We start from the raw sequence: 15,483 nt of genomic DNA, 5'->3' as shown, positions 1-15,483 counted from the left end.
ACATGAAAAAAACCGTCATTGCTCTGCTGGCACTGCTTGCCAGTGGAGCCAGTCTGGCCGCGACGCCATGGCAGAAAATTACCCATCCTGTGGCGGGCAGCGCGCAGTCAATTGGCGCGTTCTCGAACGGCTGTATCGTTGGGGCACAGGAACTTCCGCTGCAGTCCGATACCTATCAGGTGATGCGTACCGACCAGCGTCGTTATTTTGGCCACCCGGATCTGGTGCTGTTTATCCAGCGTCTGGGAAACCAGGTGCATAACCTGGGGCTGGGCACGATGCTGATTGGCGATATGGGGATGCCTGCTGGCGGTCGGTTCAACGGCGGACACGCCAGTCACCAGACCGGTCTCGATGTCGATATCTTCCTGCAACTGCCGAAAGCGCGCTGGAGTTCAGCCCAGTTGCTGAAACCGCAGGCGCTGGATCTGGTGGCGCGCGACGGTAAAAACGTCGTGCCATCGTTGTGGACGCAGGACGTCTTCAGCATGATTAAGCTGGCGGCGAAAGATAACGATGTCACGCGGATTTTCGTGAACCCGGCCATCAAGCAGCAGCTCTGCCTGGATGCCGGCACCGATCGCGACTGGCTGCGTAAAGTGCGCCCGTGGTTCCAGCATCGTGCACATATGCACGTTCGTCTGCGCTGCCCGGCAAACAGCCTGGAATGTGAAGATCAGCCGTTACCCCCGCCAGGTGATGGCTGTGGTGCGGAACTGCAGAGCTGGTTTGAGCCGGCAAAACCTGGAACCTCTAAGCCTGAGAAGAAGACACCGCCTCCGTTGCCGCCTTCCTGCCAGGCGCTACTGGATGAGCATGTACTTTAATGGATAATTTCGTCGAACTGTTTATGGTGTCGCCGCTTCTGCTGGTGGTGCTTTTCTTTGTGGCGATGCTGGCCGGGTTTATTGATGCTCTGGCGGGCGGCGGTGGTTTGTTAACCGTACCGGCGCTGCTGGCCGCGGGCATGAGCCCGGCACAGGCGCTCGCCACTAACAAGCTTCAGGCGTGCGGCGGCTCGCTCTCCGCGTCGCTCTATTTTATTCGCCGTAAGGTCGTCAGTCTGGCTGACCAGAAGCTCAATATTCTGATGACCTTTATTGGCTCGACCTCGGGTGCACTGCTGGTTCAGCATGTACAGTCCGATATTCTGCGGCAGATCCTCCCCATTCTGGTTATCTGCATCGGTCTCTACTTTTTGTTGATGCCAAAGCTCGGGGAAGAAGACCGGCAGCGTCGTCTGCATGGCCTGCCGTTCGCTCTTATCGCGGGTGGCTGCGTCGGGTTTTACGATGGCTTCTTTGGCCCCGGAGCAGGCTCGTTCTATGCCCTTGCGTTCGTGACGCTGGCCGGCTTTAACCTCGCTAAATCCACCGCCCACGCCAAAGTGCTCAATGCGACGTCAAACGTCGGCGGCCTGCTGCTGTTTATCATTGGTGGCAAAGTTATCTGGGCAACCGGGTTTGTGATGATGGCAGGGCAGTTTTTAGGCGCACGTGCGGGCTCGCGTCTGGTATTAAGCAAAGGACAGAAGCTCATTCGCCCGATGATTGTTGTCGTCTCAGCGGTCATGAGTGCCAAACTGCTTTATGACAGCCATGGACAAGAGATCCTCACCTGGCTGGGAATGAATTAATGAACACAACGCATAAATACGAACAGCTGATTGAGATTTTTGATGGCTGTTTTGCTGATGATTTTAATACCCGTCTGATTAAAGGCGACGACGAACCGATCTATCTTCCTGCTGATGCGGACGTGCCGTATAACCGTATCGTGTTCGCGCACGGCTTTTACGCCAGCGGGTTACACGAGATTTCGCACTGGTGTATAGCGGGGAAAGCGCGTCGTGAGCAGGTGGACTTCGGATACTGGTATTGTCCGGACGGCCGTGACGCCGCCACGCAGAGCCAGTTTGAAGATGTGGAGGTGAAACCGCAGGCGCTGGAATGGTTATTCTGTGTGGCGGCAGGTTTCCCGTTCAACGTCAGCTGTGACAACCTCGAAGGAGAGGTCGAGCCAGACCGTATTCTCTTCCAGCGCCGCGTTCATGCGCAGGTGATGGAGTATCTTGAGAAAGGCATCCCGGAACGCCCGGCGCGCCTGATCGAGGCCTTACAGAATTATTACCACACGCCGGAGATCACGGCGGAATGCTTCCCTTGGCCGGAAGATCTTTAACAGAGGAAAGAAGATGATCGCAGAATTTGAATCACGCATTCTGGCGTTAATTGATGACATGGTGGAACACGCCAGTGATGATGAGCTGTTCGCCAGCGGTTATCTGCGTGGTCACCTGACGCTGGCTGTCGCTGAGCTGGAAGCAGGGGACGATCACTCTGCCGAGGCCATTCATGATGAAGTGAGCCGCAGCCTGGAGAAAGCGATCCAGGCAGGGGAACTCTCTCCGCGAGACCAGTCATTAGTGCTGGGTATGTGGGACACCCTGTTCCAGCAGGCAAAAGCCAGGTAGTCATTTTCCTCCCTCTCCCGGTGGGAGAGGGAGGACATCGGCCCGCACGTTACTTCACCCTTTTTCCTTTCAGTAACTTCCGTACCCACAAACGGTTGGGATTGAGCCCCGCAAGCGTAACGCTGTCCAGCGGAACGGGCTCATCACTCATCTGTGCCGCCAGCACTTCGGCCAGCAACGGCGCTGAGCACAATCCCCGTGAACCGAGCCCCCCGAGCATAAACAGCTGCGGATAAACTGGCGCACTCACCGCGGTATCACGGTTTTCAGCAAGATCCTGATAGGCCTCAAGCGTTGCTTCATAGTCAGGCACATTTCCCGCCATCGGCAGATGGTCCCGGGTGGCGCAGCGTACGCCACAGCGCGCGTCACCGGCGCTGGTATCAACCTCTTTTGCCCAGTCGGCCTGCGGGAAGCAGTTGAGCAGGCGCTGGCGATTTTGCTGCTGATCGTCTTCGCTGTAGCGCATGTCGGTCTCACCGCGATGGTAGCTGGCACCAATGCAGTGGTGGCCGTTGGACGGATTTTGTGGCGTCAGATAGCCGTCGTAGCAGAGTACCTGCTTCAGTTTTTCCAGCGCTGGCGAGGTGGGGATATGGCTGACCTGGCCGCCGACAGGGTAAAGCGGCAGCTTTTCCGTCTGGATGAACTGGCTGATAGGGTGACCGTTGGCCAGCACTACGCAGGTATGCTGCGCCACGTCTCCCGTGGTGAAATGCAGGTTCCAGTGCTCCGTGTGGTGAAGTGAGGCGACCTGGCGGGAATAGTGCACCGTCAACCCGCGCGACTGCGCCAGCGCAATGGCTGCCGTCGTCAGATCTGCCGGACACAGCCAGCCACCGAGCGGATAGTGGATACCGTCGCAGCCCGTATTGACGCCCGCGGTTTCGGTTATCTGCTGCGCATTCACCGCCCGGGCAATTTCGAGCGGCAGACCCAGCGACAACATGTGCGCGATTTTTTGCTGGCTCTTCTCATCCCAGCCCAGTTGCGTAACGCCACACCAGTCGTGGTCAAACGCCACAGGCAGGGCATCATACAGGCGCCGGGCAAAGGTAAAGGCTACCGGGAAAAACTGGCTCAGCGCCGGATCGTGAGCGCTTAACAGTGGGTAGAGCGCCCCCTGGCGGTTGCCGGAAGCGCCCTTTGCCGGCGCGTCGTCGGCGCAGTAGAGCGTTACCTGCCAGCCACGGTGTAAAAGCGCGAGCGAAAGCAGGGCGCTGGCAATCCCGCCGCCGACAATTGCTACCTCTCGTGAAGTGCTGGCGCTGCGTGAAAACCAGGGCGTCTGAGCGGGGATCTCCAGCATCTGATCCATTCTTCCGACCAGCATGTCGCGCTTGCGACCAAAACCTTTGGTCTTTTGCATGGTAAAGCCGGCCTCCTGCAATCCGCGGCGGACAAAGCCTGCCGAGGTGAAGGTCGCGAGCGTTGCGCCAGGACGTGCCAGGCGTGCCATTGCGTTAAACAGATGCTGGCTCCACATGTCCGGATTCTTGGCGGGGGCAAAACCATCGAGGAACCATGCGTCCACTTTCTGGTTCATCGAATCATCAAGCTTATCGGTCAGATCATTGATGTCGCCGAGCCACAGATCCAGCGTGACGCGCCCGCCGTCCAGCAGCAGACGATGGCAACCGCCGAGGTGCGGCGGCCACTGCGCCTGAAGCTGCTCCGCCCATGGCGCAAGTTCCGGCCAGTGTTGATGGGCCAGACGAAGGTCATGCGCGGTGAGCGGAAATTTTTCAAAACTGATGAAATGTAATCTTTGCAGTGTAGCGTCAGGGTGAGCAGCGTGAAACTGATCGAACATCTGCCAGAGGGTGAGAAAATTCAGACCGGTACCAAACCCGCTCTCGGCGACCACGAACAGACTGCGCGGATGCGTGGGGAAACGGGCGTTTAACTGGTTTCCGTCGAGGAAAACATAGCGGGTTTCTTCCAGTCCGTTATCATTAGAAAAGTAGACGTCATCAAAATCTCGGGAAACAGGTGTACCCTCAGCGTTGAATTCGAGGTTGGCGGGTTGTATAGCGTTTTGTTTCACGTAAGTTACTCGTCTGACAGGCAGTGACACGATCTTAACGATGTGCGTCCATCGGTGCAAATTTCCGCAGAAAATGTCTGATCGGACTTGTTCGGCGTACAAGTGTACGCTATTGTGCGACTCGAAACTTAATATAGTGCGACTTACAGAGGTATTGAATGAAACGTGCAGTGATTACTGGCCTGGGCATCGTTTCCAGCATCGGTAATAACCAGCAGGAAGTCCTGGCATCTCTGCGTGAAGGACGCTCCGGGATCACTTTCTCTGAAGAGTTTAAAGATTCAGGTATGCGTAGCCACGTATGGGGTAACGTCAAACTGGACACCACCGGTTTGATTGACCGTAAAGTGGTTCGTTTCATGAACGATGCCTCTATTTATGCTTATCTCTCCATGCAGGAAGCGATTGCGGATGCGGGTCTGAGCGCGGAAGTTTACCAGAACAACCCACGCGTAGGTCTGATCGCCGGTTCCGGTGGCTCATCTAAAGCGCAGGTTTTTGGTGCCGACGCAATGCGTAGCCCACGTGGTCTGAAAGCGGTAGGTCCTTATGTTGTGACTAAAGCCATGGGTTCAGCGGTTTCCGCTTGCCTGGCGACCCCGTTCAAAATCCACGGCGTTAACTACTCCATCAGCTCTGCCTGTGCGACCTCCGCACACTGCATCGGTAATGCGGTTGAGCAGATCCAGCTGGGTAAACAGGACATCGTGTTTGCTGGCGGCGGCGAAGAACTGGGCTGGGAAATGGCCTGTGAATTCGACGCAATGGGGGCACTGTCCACCAAATATAACGAAACTCCGGATAAAGCATCCCGTACCTATGATGCGCACCGTGACGGTTTCGTTATCGCAGGCGGCGGCGGTATGGTTGTGGTTGAAGAGCTGGAGCACGCGCTGGCACGTGGTGCGCACATCTACGCTGAGATCGTGGGCTACGGTGCAACGTCTGACGGCGCTGACATGGTGGCTCCATCCGGTGAAGGCGCAGTGCGCTGCATGAAGATGGCGATGCACGGCGTTGACACGCCAATCGACTACCTGAACTCCCACGGTACCTCTACTCCGGTAGGCGACGTGAAAGAGCTGGGTGCGATCCGTGAAGTGTTCGGTGACAACAGCCCGGCTATCTCTGCGACCAAAGCCATGACCGGTCACTCTCTGGGTGCTGCTGGCGTTCAGGAAGCGATCTACTCTCTGCTGATGCTGGAAAATGGCTTTATCGCCCCAAGCATCAACATTGACGAGATGGACGAGCAGGCCGCAGGTCTGAACATCGTGACCCAGCCAAAAGAAGCGACACTGACTACCGTCATGTCCAACAGCTTCGGTTTCGGCGGTACTAACGCCACGCTGGTGATGCGTAAGTACAACGCATAAGTTCTGACTGATTCAAAAGGGGAGCCTGACGGCTCCCTTTTTTTATGCATTGACAAGCGGCTGATCTCGCAGGCAAACTTCCTACCTCAACATTATCCTCACGATAATGCGTAAGCGTTCAACGTCAACCAACGCACCTAAATCCTGGTTATCAGGAAGAGGGGGCGTGGTTTTTCCCCGCCTTACTCTTCATTTCGGAGTAAAGCATGACTGCAGTCACTCAAACAGAAACAACCTCTTCAGCGAACGTCTCGCTGTTTCGCATCGCGTTTGCGGTGTTCCTGACCTATATGACCGTCGGCCTGCCGCTGCCGGTGATCCCGCTGTTTGTTCATCAGGAGCTGGGCTATGGCAACACCATGGTCGGCGTCGCCGTGGGTATTCAGTTCCTGGCTACGGTATTAACCCGCGGTTATGCCGGACGTCTGGCGGATCAGCACGGGGCAAAACGCTCGGCGTTACAGGGCATGTTCGCCTGTGGTCTGGCAGGAGGTGCATGGCTGCTGGCCGCTCTTCTGCCGGTTGACGCTGCGTATAAATTTGCGCTGCTGATCGTGGGGCGTTTAATCCTGGGCTTTGGTGAAAGCCAGCTCCTGACCGGTACGCTGACATGGGGTATGGGACTGGTGGGGCCTGCGCGCTCCGGCAAAGTCATGTCCTGGAATGGCATGGCCATTTATGGCGCGCTTGCCGCAGGTGCCCCGCTCGGGTTGCTTATCCACAGCCACTTTGGCTTTGCCGCGCTGGCAGCGACCACTCTGATACTGCCGCTGCTGGCATGGGCATTCAACGGTCCGGTGCGTAAAGTCCCTGCCCATAAAGGGGAGCGCCCGTCTTTGTGGAGCGTGGTGGGTCAAATCTGGCAGCCGGGCCTTGGCCTGGCCCTGCAGGGCGTCGGTTTTGCGGTAATCGGTACGTTCGTCTCGCTCTACTTTGTGAGCCGCGGCTGGGCGATGGCAGGTTTTACGCTGACCGCCTTTGGTGGCGCATTTGTCTTAATGCGCGTGCTGTTCGGCTGGATGCCGGATCGTTTTGGCGGCGTGAAGGTTGCAGTGGCATCACTGGTGATTGAAACCCTGGGTTTGCTATTACTGTGGAATGCACCCGTTGCGTCCGTAGCGTTGTTAGGCGCGGCGTTGACCGGCTGCGGATGCTCGCTTATTTTCCCGGCGCTGGGTGTGGAGGTGGTAAAGCGTGTCGCCCCGCAGGTGCGTGGCACGGCGCTTGGCGGCTATGCGGCGTTTCAGGATATCTCATACGGGGTAACCGGGCCGCTGGCAGGTCTGTTAGCGACATCGTTCGGGTATCCGTCTGTTTTCCTGGCGGGCGCGGTTGCAGCGGTTGTGGGCATTGTGGTGACGCTGGTGGCGTTTCGTCAGTCTTAGCGGTTAAGTGCCGGGGCGGCAAGCCTTCCCCGGTATGCTGTCGGCCCGGCAGGCGTAGCGCCACCGGGCGAAACCGTTATGCGACCAGCCAGAAAATCGCCAGTGCAATCATTAACGCAATAAACATCAACCCTGGACGGGCAGAGAGGGTTCTGAACGTTTCCACCACCGGCGCAAACAGCGGATTGTAGATTGGCTGAATGTTTCGTGCTTCCGGCACGCCCCCTTCGCGTTCGGCGCGGCGAACGAAAATCTGATTGAGCACATCCTGCACTTGCGCGGTGGTCAGTACCGTTTGCGGTGTGGCCTGCCAGGTTTGCTGGGCGTAATCACGAATGGCGTCAAATTCGTTCGGCTCCAGCGGCTGCTTAAGTGCCGCCTGAACCGTGTGCAGGGTTGGAGCGGTCTGGGTGCTGAGCGTCTGACGCGCCTGTAGCCAGGTCACCAGATGCGTAAACTGTTTCGCCGGGATCAGCTCGCCCGCTTTTACGCCGGAGAGTTCCAGCATTGATTGCCAGATAAGCTTCGTCGGTTCGCCGGTGGCGGCGGCCAGCTTGGTCACCATCTGCTTGAGCGTATTGTGCTCGGCAGGCAGCAGCGGACGCTCGGTCGCAGGGCGTTGCTGAGGCTGTGGAATTGACAGCTGATTGGTTTGCAGCAGCGTCAGTACGGTTTTGAGCTGTTCCGGGGTCAGCTGGCTCAGGGCGGTCTGACCAAACTGCTGGCGAATAAAATCACTCACCGCCTGGCGGTTATTTCCCTGGCCCAACAGCTCGGTCAGCTGCGAGACAATCTGGCGTGTGCTGTGATTCTGCTGTGCAGTATCAATCCGCTGGTTCAGGTTTTGCTCGGCAGCAGGGAAATGGCGCGACTGCAAAGGTGCGTCGTTCCTGACACCTAAATCGTGCTTTACCCCAGCCCAGACTTCCGCGTTTTGCTGCGACGTCAGCGCGATCAGACGCGTGATCAGTCGCTCCAGCACGGTGCGCTGTTGTGTGGATAGCGGTTGTTCGCCTGCAACGTTTGGTGTGACAGGGCCTTCACCCGGAGGGCGCGGCGGCGTACCTGAAATGGGCTGCATCGTCAAAAATCCTTAAAGTCAAAACTCAGCGTAAACCTGGCAGACGTATATGCCTGGCGGCCAGATTATGGCACACTTGATGGGTTTTCTTCCTCTCAAACAGGTACTCAGACGTGAAAATCCTCGTTGATGAAAATATGCCTTATGCCCGCGAGCTCTTTAGCCGCCTCGGCAACGTTAAGGCTGTCCCGGGTCGGCCGATCCCGGTAAACGAGCTGGATGATGCAGACGCGCTGATGGTGCGCTCGGTAACCAAAGTAAATGAGGCGTTGCTCTCCGGCAAAGCGGTGAAATTTGTCGGGACCGCAACGGCAGGGACGGATCATGTGGATGATAAATGGCTTAAGCAGGCGGGGATCGGTTTTTCAGCCGCGCCGGGCTGCAACGCCATTGCGGTCGTGGAATATGTCTTCTCCTCCCTGCTGATGCTGGCAGAGCGCGACGGTTTTGCGTTGCAGGACCGTACCGTCGGGATTGTTGGTGTGGGCAACGTGGGCGGGCGCCTGCATAAACGCCTTGAGGCGTTAGGCATTCGCACTCTGCTGTGCGATCCGCCGCGTAAAGACAACGGTGATGAAGGCGACTTCCGTTCGCTGGATGAACTGGTTGCACAGTGCGATGTGATCACTTTCCATACGCCGCTGTTTAAAGAGGGGCCTTATAAGTCGCAGCACCTTGCTGACGAAGCCCTGATCCGTCGTCTGAAGCCTGGCACTATTCTGATAAATGCCTGCCGGGGTCCGGTGGTCGATAACCTTGCGCTGCTGAAATGTCTGGACGAGGGGCAAGCGCTTAGCGTGGTGCTGGACGTCTGGGAGCCGGAGCCTGAGCTTAACGTTGCGCTGCTTAACAAGGTGGACGTCGCAACGGCGCATATTGCCGGTTATACCCTTGAAGGAAAAGCCCGCGGCACAACGCAGGTCTTTGAGGCCTATAGCGCCTTTATCGGCCATCCACAGCAGGTGGCGCTGGATACCTTACTGCCTGCCCCTGAGTTTGGCCGCATCACCCTGCACGGGCCACTCGATCAGGCAACGCTGAAACGACTGGTCCATTTGGTGTATGATGTGCGCCGCGATGACGCGCTGCTGCGTAAAGTGGCGGGTATTCCGGGTGAGTTTGATAAGCTGCGCAAGAACTATGTTGAGCGCCGCGAGTGGTCTTCCCTGTATGTGATTTGCGACGACGCAACGGCTGCGACGCAGCTGCATAAACTGGGTTTTAACGCCGTTCATCACCCGGCACATTAATGTCTTCTTAATGCTCCCTGTTGGATACTCCGACAGGGACGCTTTTTTATTTCTGGAGTAAACCACCATGTCTGAAGGCTGGAACATTGCCATTTTAGGTGCCACGGGTGCCGTGGGTGAAGCCCTGCTCGAAACCCTTGCTGAGCGTCAGTTCCCGGTGGGTGATATCTATGCGCTGGCGCGTACAGATAGCGCGGGTGAACATCTGCGTTTTGGCGGTAAATCTGTCATGGTTCAGGATGCGGCCGGGTTCGACTGGACTCAGGCGCAGCTGGCGTTTTTTGCAGCCGGTGCTGAGGCTACGGCGTCTTACATTGAAGAGGCCACCAACTCGGGTTGTCTGGTGATTGATTTAAGCGGCCTGTTCGCGCTTGAGCCGGATGTGCCGCTGGTGGTGCCGGATGTGAACCCGTTTGTGCTGGCAGACTACCGAAACCGCAACGTTATCGCCGTACCGAACAGCCTGACCAGTCAGCTGCTTACCGCGCTGAAACCGCTGATCGACGAAGGCGGCCTGTCGCGTATCTTCGTCACCAGCCTGCTGTCTGCGTCTGCCAACGGCAAGCAAGCGGTTAACGCACTGGCCGGGCAGAGTGCGAAATTGCTGAGCGGCGTTCCGATTGATGAAGACGACTATTTTGGTCGCCAGCTGGCGTTTAACATGCTGCCACTGCTGCCGGATCGCGAAGGCAGCGTGCGAGAAGAACGCCGTATTGTCGATGAAGTCCGTAAAATTCTGCAGGATGACGGCCTGATGATCTCTGCCAGCTGCGTGCAGTCTCCTGTCTTCTACGGCCACGCGCAGATGGTCGGTTTTGAAGCGCTGCGCCCGCTCGCCGCAGAAGAAGCGCGTGACGCGTTTGGTCGTGGTGAGGATATCGCCCTCTCCGAAGAGAGTGAGTTCCCGACGCAGGTTGGTGATGCGACCGGTAGCGCACATCTGTCTGTTGGCTGCGTGCGTAACGATTACGGAATGCCTGAGCAGATCCAGTTCTGGTCAGTTGCCGATAACGTTCGCTTTGGCGGCGCGCTGATGGCGGTGAAAATTGCGGAGAAACTCGTGCAGGAGTACCTGTACTGATGTCAGAAGTGGATCACAAGCCTGTTCATAAAATTGCCCTCGGTATTGAGTACGATGGCAGTAAGTATTATGGCTGGCAGCGTCAAAATGAGGTGCGCAGCGTCCAGGAAAAACTGGAAAAAGCGCTCTCTCAGGTGGCGAACGAACCGATAAGCGTTTTCTGTGCCGGGCGTACGGATGCCGGCGTTCATGGCACGGGGCAGGTGGTTCATTTTGAAACCACCGCTGTGCGAAAGGACGCTGCATGGACGCTGGGGGTGAATGCGAATTTACCTGGAGACATTGCGGTTCGTTGGGTTAAAGATGTTCCCGATGATTTTCATGCGCGTTTCAGCGCCACCGCGCGCCGTTACCGCTATGTCATCTACAATCAGCGTCTACGTCCGGCGGTGTTAAGCCAGGGCGTGACGCATTTTTATGAACCGCTTGATGCTGAACGTATGCATCGTGCGGCGCAGTGTCTGATTGGTGAAAATGACTTTACCTCGTTCCGTGCGGTGCAGTGCCAGTCCCGTACGCCGTGGCGTAATGTCATGCACATAAACGTCAGCCGTTATGGCGCGTATGTGGTGGTGGATATCAAAGCCAATGCCTTTGTACATCATATGGTGCGGAATATTGTGGGCAGCCTGATGGAAGTGGGTGCCGGACACCAGCCGGAGAGCTGGATTGCAGAACTGCTGGCAGCGAAGGACAGAACGCTTGCGGCAGCCACGGCGAAAGCGGAAGGGCTGTATCTGGTCTCGGTAGACTATCCGGATCGGTTTGACCTGCCGAAACCGCCAATGGGCCCGCTGTTTTTAGCGGACTAATCAAAGGTGCAATTAAGGCTTAGACAAAATGGACGTAATACGTTTTTTGATTGATTTCATCCTGCATATTGATGTTCACCTGGCGGAGCTGGTCGCGCAGTACGGCGTCTGGGTTTACGCTATTCTGTTCCTCATTCTGTTCTGTGAAACCGGTCTGGTTGTCACCCCGTTCCTGCCGGGGGATTCACTGCTGTTCGTGGCCGGCGCGTTATCCGCGTTACCGACTAACGATTTGAATGTGCATCTGATGGTTGTGTTGATGGTTATCGCCGCGATTATTGGTGATGCGGTGAACTACACGATTGGACGGGTGTTTGGTGAGCGGCTTTTCAGCAATCCGGACTCGAAAATTTTCCGTCGCAGCTATCTCGATAAAACCCATGCGTTCTATGAACGCCATGGCGGCAAAACCATTATCCTTGCCCGTTTTGTGCCTATTGTGCGTACATTTGCACCGTTTGTGGCGGGAATGGGGCATATGTCCTATCGTCACTTTGCGGCATATAACGTTGTTGGCGCGCTGCTGTGGGTGTTGCTGTTTACCTATGCCGGCTACCTGTTTGGCGATCTCCCGGTGGTCCAGGAAAACCTTAAGTTACTGATTGTAGCGATTATTGTGCTTTCGGTACTGCCTGGCGTTATTGAGATTATTCGTCACCGACGTGCGGCAGCAAAGCAAGCGAAGTAAATGCATACTGGCGGTTCGACCACTTTTTTATCCAAAGTTTCGGGCTGTTATGTTTTAATGTGCAACATTCATGGTCTGTTGGAGGCAAAAATGGCATTATTCGCCTCTTATAGCAAAACTGGCATATGACCAGGTTCAGGCAGAAAGGTTATCAATGAGCTGGATTGAACGAATTAAAAGCAACATAACCCCGACTCGTAAAGCGAGCATTCCTGAAGGGGTATGGACGAAGTGTGATAGCTGCGGCCAGGTTCTGTACCGCGCAGAGCTGGAACGCAATCTTGAGGTGTGTCCGAAATGTGACCACCATATGCGTATGACGGCGCGTAATCGCCTGCATAGCCTGCTGGACGAAGGTTCTCTGGTAGAACTGGGTAGCGAGCTTGAGCCAAAAGACGTGCTGAAGTTCCGTGATTCCAAAAAATACAAAGACCGTCTGGCCTCTGCACAGAAAGAGACCGGCGAGAAAGACGCGCTGATCGTCATGAAAGGCACCCTGCACACGATGCCGGTGGTGGCTGCCGCGTTTGAGTTCTCCTTTATGGGTGGCTCAATGGGCTCTGTCGTGGGTGCGCGCTTCGTGCGTGCCGTTGAGCAGGCGCTGGAAGACAACTGCCCGCTGATCTGCTTCTCCGCCTCCGGTGGTGCACGTATGCAGGAAGCGCTGATGTCGCTGATGCAGATGGCGAAAACCTCTGCTGCGCTGGCGAAAATGCAGGAGCGCGGTTTGCCGTACATCTCCGTGCTGACCGACCCGACGATGGGTGGCGTTTCCGCAAGCTTTGCCATGCTGGGCGATCTGAACATCGCTGAGCCGAAAGCGCTGATCGGTTTTGCGGGTCCACGCGTTATCGAACAGACCGTACGTGAAAAACTGCCGCCGGGCTTCCAGCGCAGTGAGTTCCTTATCGAGAAAGGCGCTATCGACATGATCGTCCGCCGTCCGGAGATGCGCCTGAAACTGGCAAGCATCCTGGCGAAGCTGATGAATCTGCCAGCGCCGAACCCGGATGAGCCGCGCGAAGGCGTGGTGGTACCGGATCAGGAACCCGAGGCCTGATAACTGAAAAGGGCAGGGCCGGATGGCGCTGCCCTTTTGCTTTCTCAACTGTTAATGACCGGGCATCATGGAAAATAAAAGCATTCCCCAAGCCACGTCGCCCCTGGCCGCGTGGCTTTCTTATCTGGAAAACCTGCACAGTAAAACCATCGATATGGGGCTTGAGCGCGTAAGCCAGGTTGCCGCGCGTCTCGACGTACTGAAACCAGCGCCGTTTGTGTTCACCGTTGCCGGAACGAACGGTAAAGGCACGACGTGTCGCACGCTGGAATCTGTCCTGATGGCAGCAGGCTATAAGGTTGGTGTTTACAGCTCTCCACACCTCGTGCGGTATACCGAGCGGGTGCGTGTGCAAAATCGCGAGCTGCCGGAATCAGCGCATACCGCCTCTTTCGCGGAAATTGAAGCTGCGCGCGGTGAAATTTCATTAACCTATTTTGAATACGGCACTCTGTCGGCACTGTGGTTGTTTAAGCAGGCGCAGCTGGACGTGGTGATTCTGGAAGTCGGCCTCGGCGGGCGTCTTGATGCCACCAACATGGTGGATGCGGATGTGGCCGTCGTGACCAGCATTGCGCTGGATCATACCGACTGGCTGGGGCCGGATCGCGAAAGCATTGGTCGCGAGAAAGCCGGGATTTTCCGGGCGAATAAACCTGCCGTGGTCGGCGAGCCGGATATGCCTCACACCATTGCAGAGGTGGCGAATGAGACGGGGGCGCGTCTGCTGCGCCGTGGCGTAGAGTGGCAGTATGAGGTTCAGGCAGACGGCTGGCGCTTTAGCGATGCGCAGGGCGCACTGGACAACCTGCCATTGCCGCAGGTGCCGCAGCCTAACGCGGCAACCGCGCTGGCGGCATTGCGTGCAAGCGGTCTGGCGGTGAGCGAGCAGGCGATTCGCGAGGGCATTGAGCGGGCGATCCTGCCCGGGCGTTTCCAGATTGTCAGCGAGTCACCGCGCCTGATCCTCGATGTGGCGCACAACCCGCATGCCGCGGCGTATCTCGCGGGACGTCTCAAATCGTTACCAAAAACCGGGCGCGTGCTGGCGGTTATCGGTATGCTTCATGATAAAGATATTGGCGGTACGCTGGCCTGCATGGAGAGTGTGGTCGATAGCTGGTATTGTGCTCCTCTGGAGGGGCCACGCGGGGCGACCGCTGAGCAGTTGATGGAACATCTCGGCAAAGGCGCAATCTATAATAGCGTGGCTCAGGCCTGGCATGCCGCGATGGCGGATGCTAAACCAGAAGATACCGTGCTGGTGTGTGGCTCGTTCCACACGGTGGCACATGTCATGGAAGTGATGGACGCGGGGAGAACCGGTGGCGAGTAAGTTTCAGAACCGTTTAGCAGGAACAATAGTGCTGGTGGCGCTGGGAGTCATTATTCTTCCGGGCCTGCTCGACGGGCAGAAAAAGCACTATCAGGATGAGTTTGCAGCCATTCCACTGGTACCGAAACCGGGCGATCGCGACGAGCCGGATATGCTGCCTGCGGCGACACAGGCCCTTCCTGCTCAGCCGCCGGAAGGCGCAGCGGAAGAGGTTCGCGCGGGCGATGCGGCTGCGCCGTCTCTTGATCCGTCTCGTCTGGCGGCGAGCAACACCAACGATATCGATCCTGTACCGGTTCCGGTCGTGCAGCCTAAACCGGCTGAGAAACCGAAGCCGGTCGAAAAAACGCAGCCGAAACCGCAGCGTGATAAAACGAGCGAACAGCTTGCCGCAGCGACAGAGACACCGCCTCCGGCGAAACCGGCTCAGCAGGAAGCCGCTCCGACGGGCAAAGCCTACGTCGTGCAGCTGGGTGCGCTGAAAAATGCCGATAAGGTCAATGAGGTGGTGGGTAAACTGCGCAGTGCGGGATATCGTGTTTACACTTCACCTTCCACGCCGGTACAGGGTAAAATTACCCGTATTCTCGTGGGGCCAGAAGCGTCCAAAGATAAGCTTAAAGGATCGCTGGGTGAGCTGAAGCAGATCTCCGGCCTGAGCGGTGTGGTGATGAGCTACAGCGCGAACTAACCCCTCCCTCACCCTTATCCTTTCTATGAGGAGAGGGTGGGGGGAAGAGTGACGGCAGACGTCCACAGAGACGTAAAAAGCCACGGCGTTGAACATTTTTTCAGCGCCTTTTTTATTTACGCGCGGGAAGGAAATCCCTACGCAAACGTTTTCTTTTTCTGTTAGAATTCGCCCCGAACTGGATGACAGGGCGTTAAATCGTG

15 protein-coding genes are annotated in these 15,483 nt (G+C 56.8%); 13 read left to right on the top strand and 2 right to left on the bottom strand.

Translation table 11 applies throughout. From position 1 onward, the window contains the following. Positions 1-2: 2 nt before the first annotated feature. From mepA to HV242_RS16415, 4 genes are read left to right on the top strand one after another with little or no spacing between them, the layout of a single operon-like run. Positions 3-827 carry a penicillin-insensitive murein endopeptidase gene (mepA, locus tag HV242_RS16430; protein WP_014171044.1) on the top strand — a complete coding sequence of 275 codons (825 nt, stop codon included), beginning with the start codon at positions 3-5 and terminating at the stop codon, positions 825-827. After that, positions 827-1,636, top strand: coding sequence for a sulfite exporter TauE/SafE family protein (locus HV242_RS16425; protein WP_014171043.1), 810 nt, complete (start codon positions 827-829; stop codon positions 1,634-1,636). The genes mepA and HV242_RS16425 overlap by 1 nt, the downstream gene beginning before the upstream one ends. Then, positions 1,636-2,181 carry an elongation factor P hydroxylase gene (locus tag HV242_RS16420; protein ID WP_050737145.1) on the top strand — a complete coding sequence of 182 codons (546 nt, stop codon included), beginning with the start codon at positions 1,636-1,638 and terminating at the stop codon, positions 2,179-2,181. The genes HV242_RS16425 and HV242_RS16420 overlap by 1 nt, the downstream gene beginning before the upstream one ends. 13 nt (positions 2,182-2,194) lie before the next feature. Continuing rightward, a complete protein-coding gene (locus tag HV242_RS16415) occupies positions 2,195-2,473 on the top strand; it encodes a YfcL family protein (protein WP_020883115.1) in 279 nt (92 codons plus the stop codon). A gap of 49 nt (positions 2,474-2,522) precedes the next feature. On the opposite strand, the gene mnmC is transcribed toward HV242_RS16415, so the two are convergent. Beyond that, positions 2,523-4,520 carry a bifunctional tRNA (5-methylaminomethyl-2-thiouridine)(34)-methyltransferase MnmD/FAD-dependent 5-carboxymethylaminomethyl-2-thiouridine(34) oxidoreductase MnmC gene (gene mnmC / locus HV242_RS16410; RefSeq protein ID WP_050737144.1) on the bottom strand — a complete coding sequence of 666 codons (1,998 nt, stop codon included), beginning with the start codon at positions 4,518-4,520 and terminating at the stop codon, positions 2,523-2,525. 158 nt (positions 4,521-4,678) lie between these two features. Between mnmC and fabB the strand changes: the two genes are divergently transcribed. Next, positions 4,679-5,896 (top strand): beta-ketoacyl-ACP synthase I, encoded by a 1,218-nt coding sequence (gene fabB, locus HV242_RS16405; protein ID WP_014171039.1) that lies wholly within the window; start codon positions 4,679-4,681, stop codon positions 5,894-5,896. Between the two features lie 206 nt (positions 5,897-6,102). Then, entirely contained in the window at positions 6,103-7,281 is a 1,179-nt protein-coding gene (locus tag HV242_RS16400) for an MFS transporter (protein ID WP_050737143.1), read from the top strand. A gap of 76 nt (positions 7,282-7,357) precedes the next feature. Here the strand turns inward: HV242_RS16400 and flk are convergent, their stop codons facing one another. Further along, the gene (flk, locus tag HV242_RS16395) at positions 7,358-8,362 is read right to left on the bottom strand and encodes a flagella biosynthesis regulator Flk (RefSeq protein WP_025203569.1); all 1,005 of its coding nucleotides are present in this window, start codon (positions 8,360-8,362) and stop codon (positions 7,358-7,360) included. 113 nt (positions 8,363-8,475) lie between these two features. On the opposite strand from flk, the gene pdxB reads away from it, so the two are divergent. The 7 genes from pdxB (at position 8,476) to dedD (ending at position 15,280) form a co-directional block, all read left to right on the top strand. Further along, on the top strand, positions 8,476-9,612 hold the full coding sequence (gene pdxB, locus HV242_RS16390; protein WP_050737142.1) for a 4-phosphoerythronate dehydrogenase PdxB: 1,137 nt from the start codon (positions 8,476-8,478) through the stop codon (positions 9,610-9,612). Between the two features lie 67 nt (positions 9,613-9,679). After that, positions 9,680-10,693, top strand: coding sequence for an aspartate-semialdehyde dehydrogenase (locus tag HV242_RS16385; protein WP_014171035.1), 1,014 nt, complete (start codon positions 9,680-9,682; stop codon positions 10,691-10,693). Next, complete coding sequence (truA, locus tag HV242_RS16380) at positions 10,693-11,505, top strand: tRNA pseudouridine(38-40) synthase TruA (protein ID WP_025203571.1); 813 nt, start codon at positions 10,693-10,695, stop codon at positions 11,503-11,505. Before HV242_RS16385 ends, truA begins: the two co-directional genes overlap by 1 nt. Positions 11,506-11,533: 28 nt before the next feature. Continuing rightward, complete coding sequence (locus HV242_RS16375) at positions 11,534-12,193, top strand: DedA family protein (protein WP_020883122.1); 660 nt, start codon at positions 11,534-11,536, stop codon at positions 12,191-12,193. Between the two features lie 154 nt (positions 12,194-12,347). Further along, a complete protein-coding gene (accD, locus tag HV242_RS16370; protein ID WP_020883123.1) occupies positions 12,348-13,253 on the top strand; it encodes an acetyl-CoA carboxylase, carboxyltransferase subunit beta in 906 nt (301 codons plus the stop codon). A 67-nt stretch (positions 13,254-13,320) separates the two neighbouring features. Then, positions 13,321-14,589: a bifunctional tetrahydrofolate synthase/dihydrofolate synthase gene (gene folC / locus HV242_RS16365; protein ID WP_050737141.1), complete on the top strand. Its 1,269-nt coding sequence runs from the start codon at positions 13,321-13,323 to the stop codon at positions 14,587-14,589. Continuing rightward, entirely contained in the window at positions 14,579-15,280 is a 702-nt protein-coding gene (gene dedD / locus HV242_RS16360; protein ID WP_014171030.1) for a cell division protein DedD, read from the top strand. The genes folC and dedD overlap by 11 nt, the downstream gene beginning before the upstream one ends. Positions 15,281-15,483 lie beyond the last annotated feature (203 nt).

Origin of the sequence: Enterobacter sp. RHBSTW-00593 (assembly GCF_013784105.1) — a bacterium.
Taxonomy (GTDB): domain Bacteria; phylum Pseudomonadota; class Gammaproteobacteria; order Enterobacterales; family Enterobacteriaceae; genus Enterobacter; species Enterobacter ludwigii.
This window is presented reverse-complemented; position numbering and strand designations above follow the sequence as displayed.

Excerpts from the sequence above, each read along its gene's own strand:
- mepA (WP_014171044.1), top strand. The coding sequence starts at position 3 with ATGAAAAAAACCGTCATTGCTCTGCTGGCACTGCTTGCCAGTGGAGCC.
- HV242_RS16425 (WP_014171043.1), top strand. The coding sequence starts at position 827 with ATGGATAATTTCGTCGAACTGTTTATGGTGTCGCCGCTTCTGCTGGTG.
- HV242_RS16420 (WP_050737145.1), top strand. The coding sequence starts at position 1,636 with ATGAACACAACGCATAAATACGAACAGCTGATTGAGATTTTTGATGGC.
- HV242_RS16415 (WP_020883115.1), top strand. The coding sequence starts at position 2,195 with ATGATCGCAGAATTTGAATCACGCATTCTGGCGTTAATTGATGACATG.
- fabB (WP_014171039.1), top strand. The coding sequence starts at position 4,679 with ATGAAACGTGCAGTGATTACTGGCCTGGGCATCGTTTCCAGCATCGGT.
- HV242_RS16400 (WP_050737143.1), top strand. The coding sequence starts at position 6,103 with ATGACTGCAGTCACTCAAACAGAAACAACCTCTTCAGCGAACGTCTCG.
- flk (WP_025203569.1), bottom strand. The coding sequence starts at position 8,362 with ATGCAGCCCATTTCAGGTACGCCGCCGCGCCCTCCGGGTGAAGGCCCT.
- HV242_RS16385 (WP_014171035.1), top strand. The coding sequence starts at position 9,680 with ATGTCTGAAGGCTGGAACATTGCCATTTTAGGTGCCACGGGTGCCGTG.
- truA (WP_025203571.1), top strand. The coding sequence starts at position 10,693 with ATGTCAGAAGTGGATCACAAGCCTGTTCATAAAATTGCCCTCGGTATT.
- HV242_RS16375 (WP_020883122.1), top strand. The coding sequence starts at position 11,534 with ATGGACGTAATACGTTTTTTGATTGATTTCATCCTGCATATTGATGTT.
- accD (WP_020883123.1), top strand. The coding sequence starts at position 12,348 with ATGAGCTGGATTGAACGAATTAAAAGCAACATAACCCCGACTCGTAAA.
- folC (WP_050737141.1), top strand. The coding sequence starts at position 13,321 with ATGGAAAATAAAAGCATTCCCCAAGCCACGTCGCCCCTGGCCGCGTGG.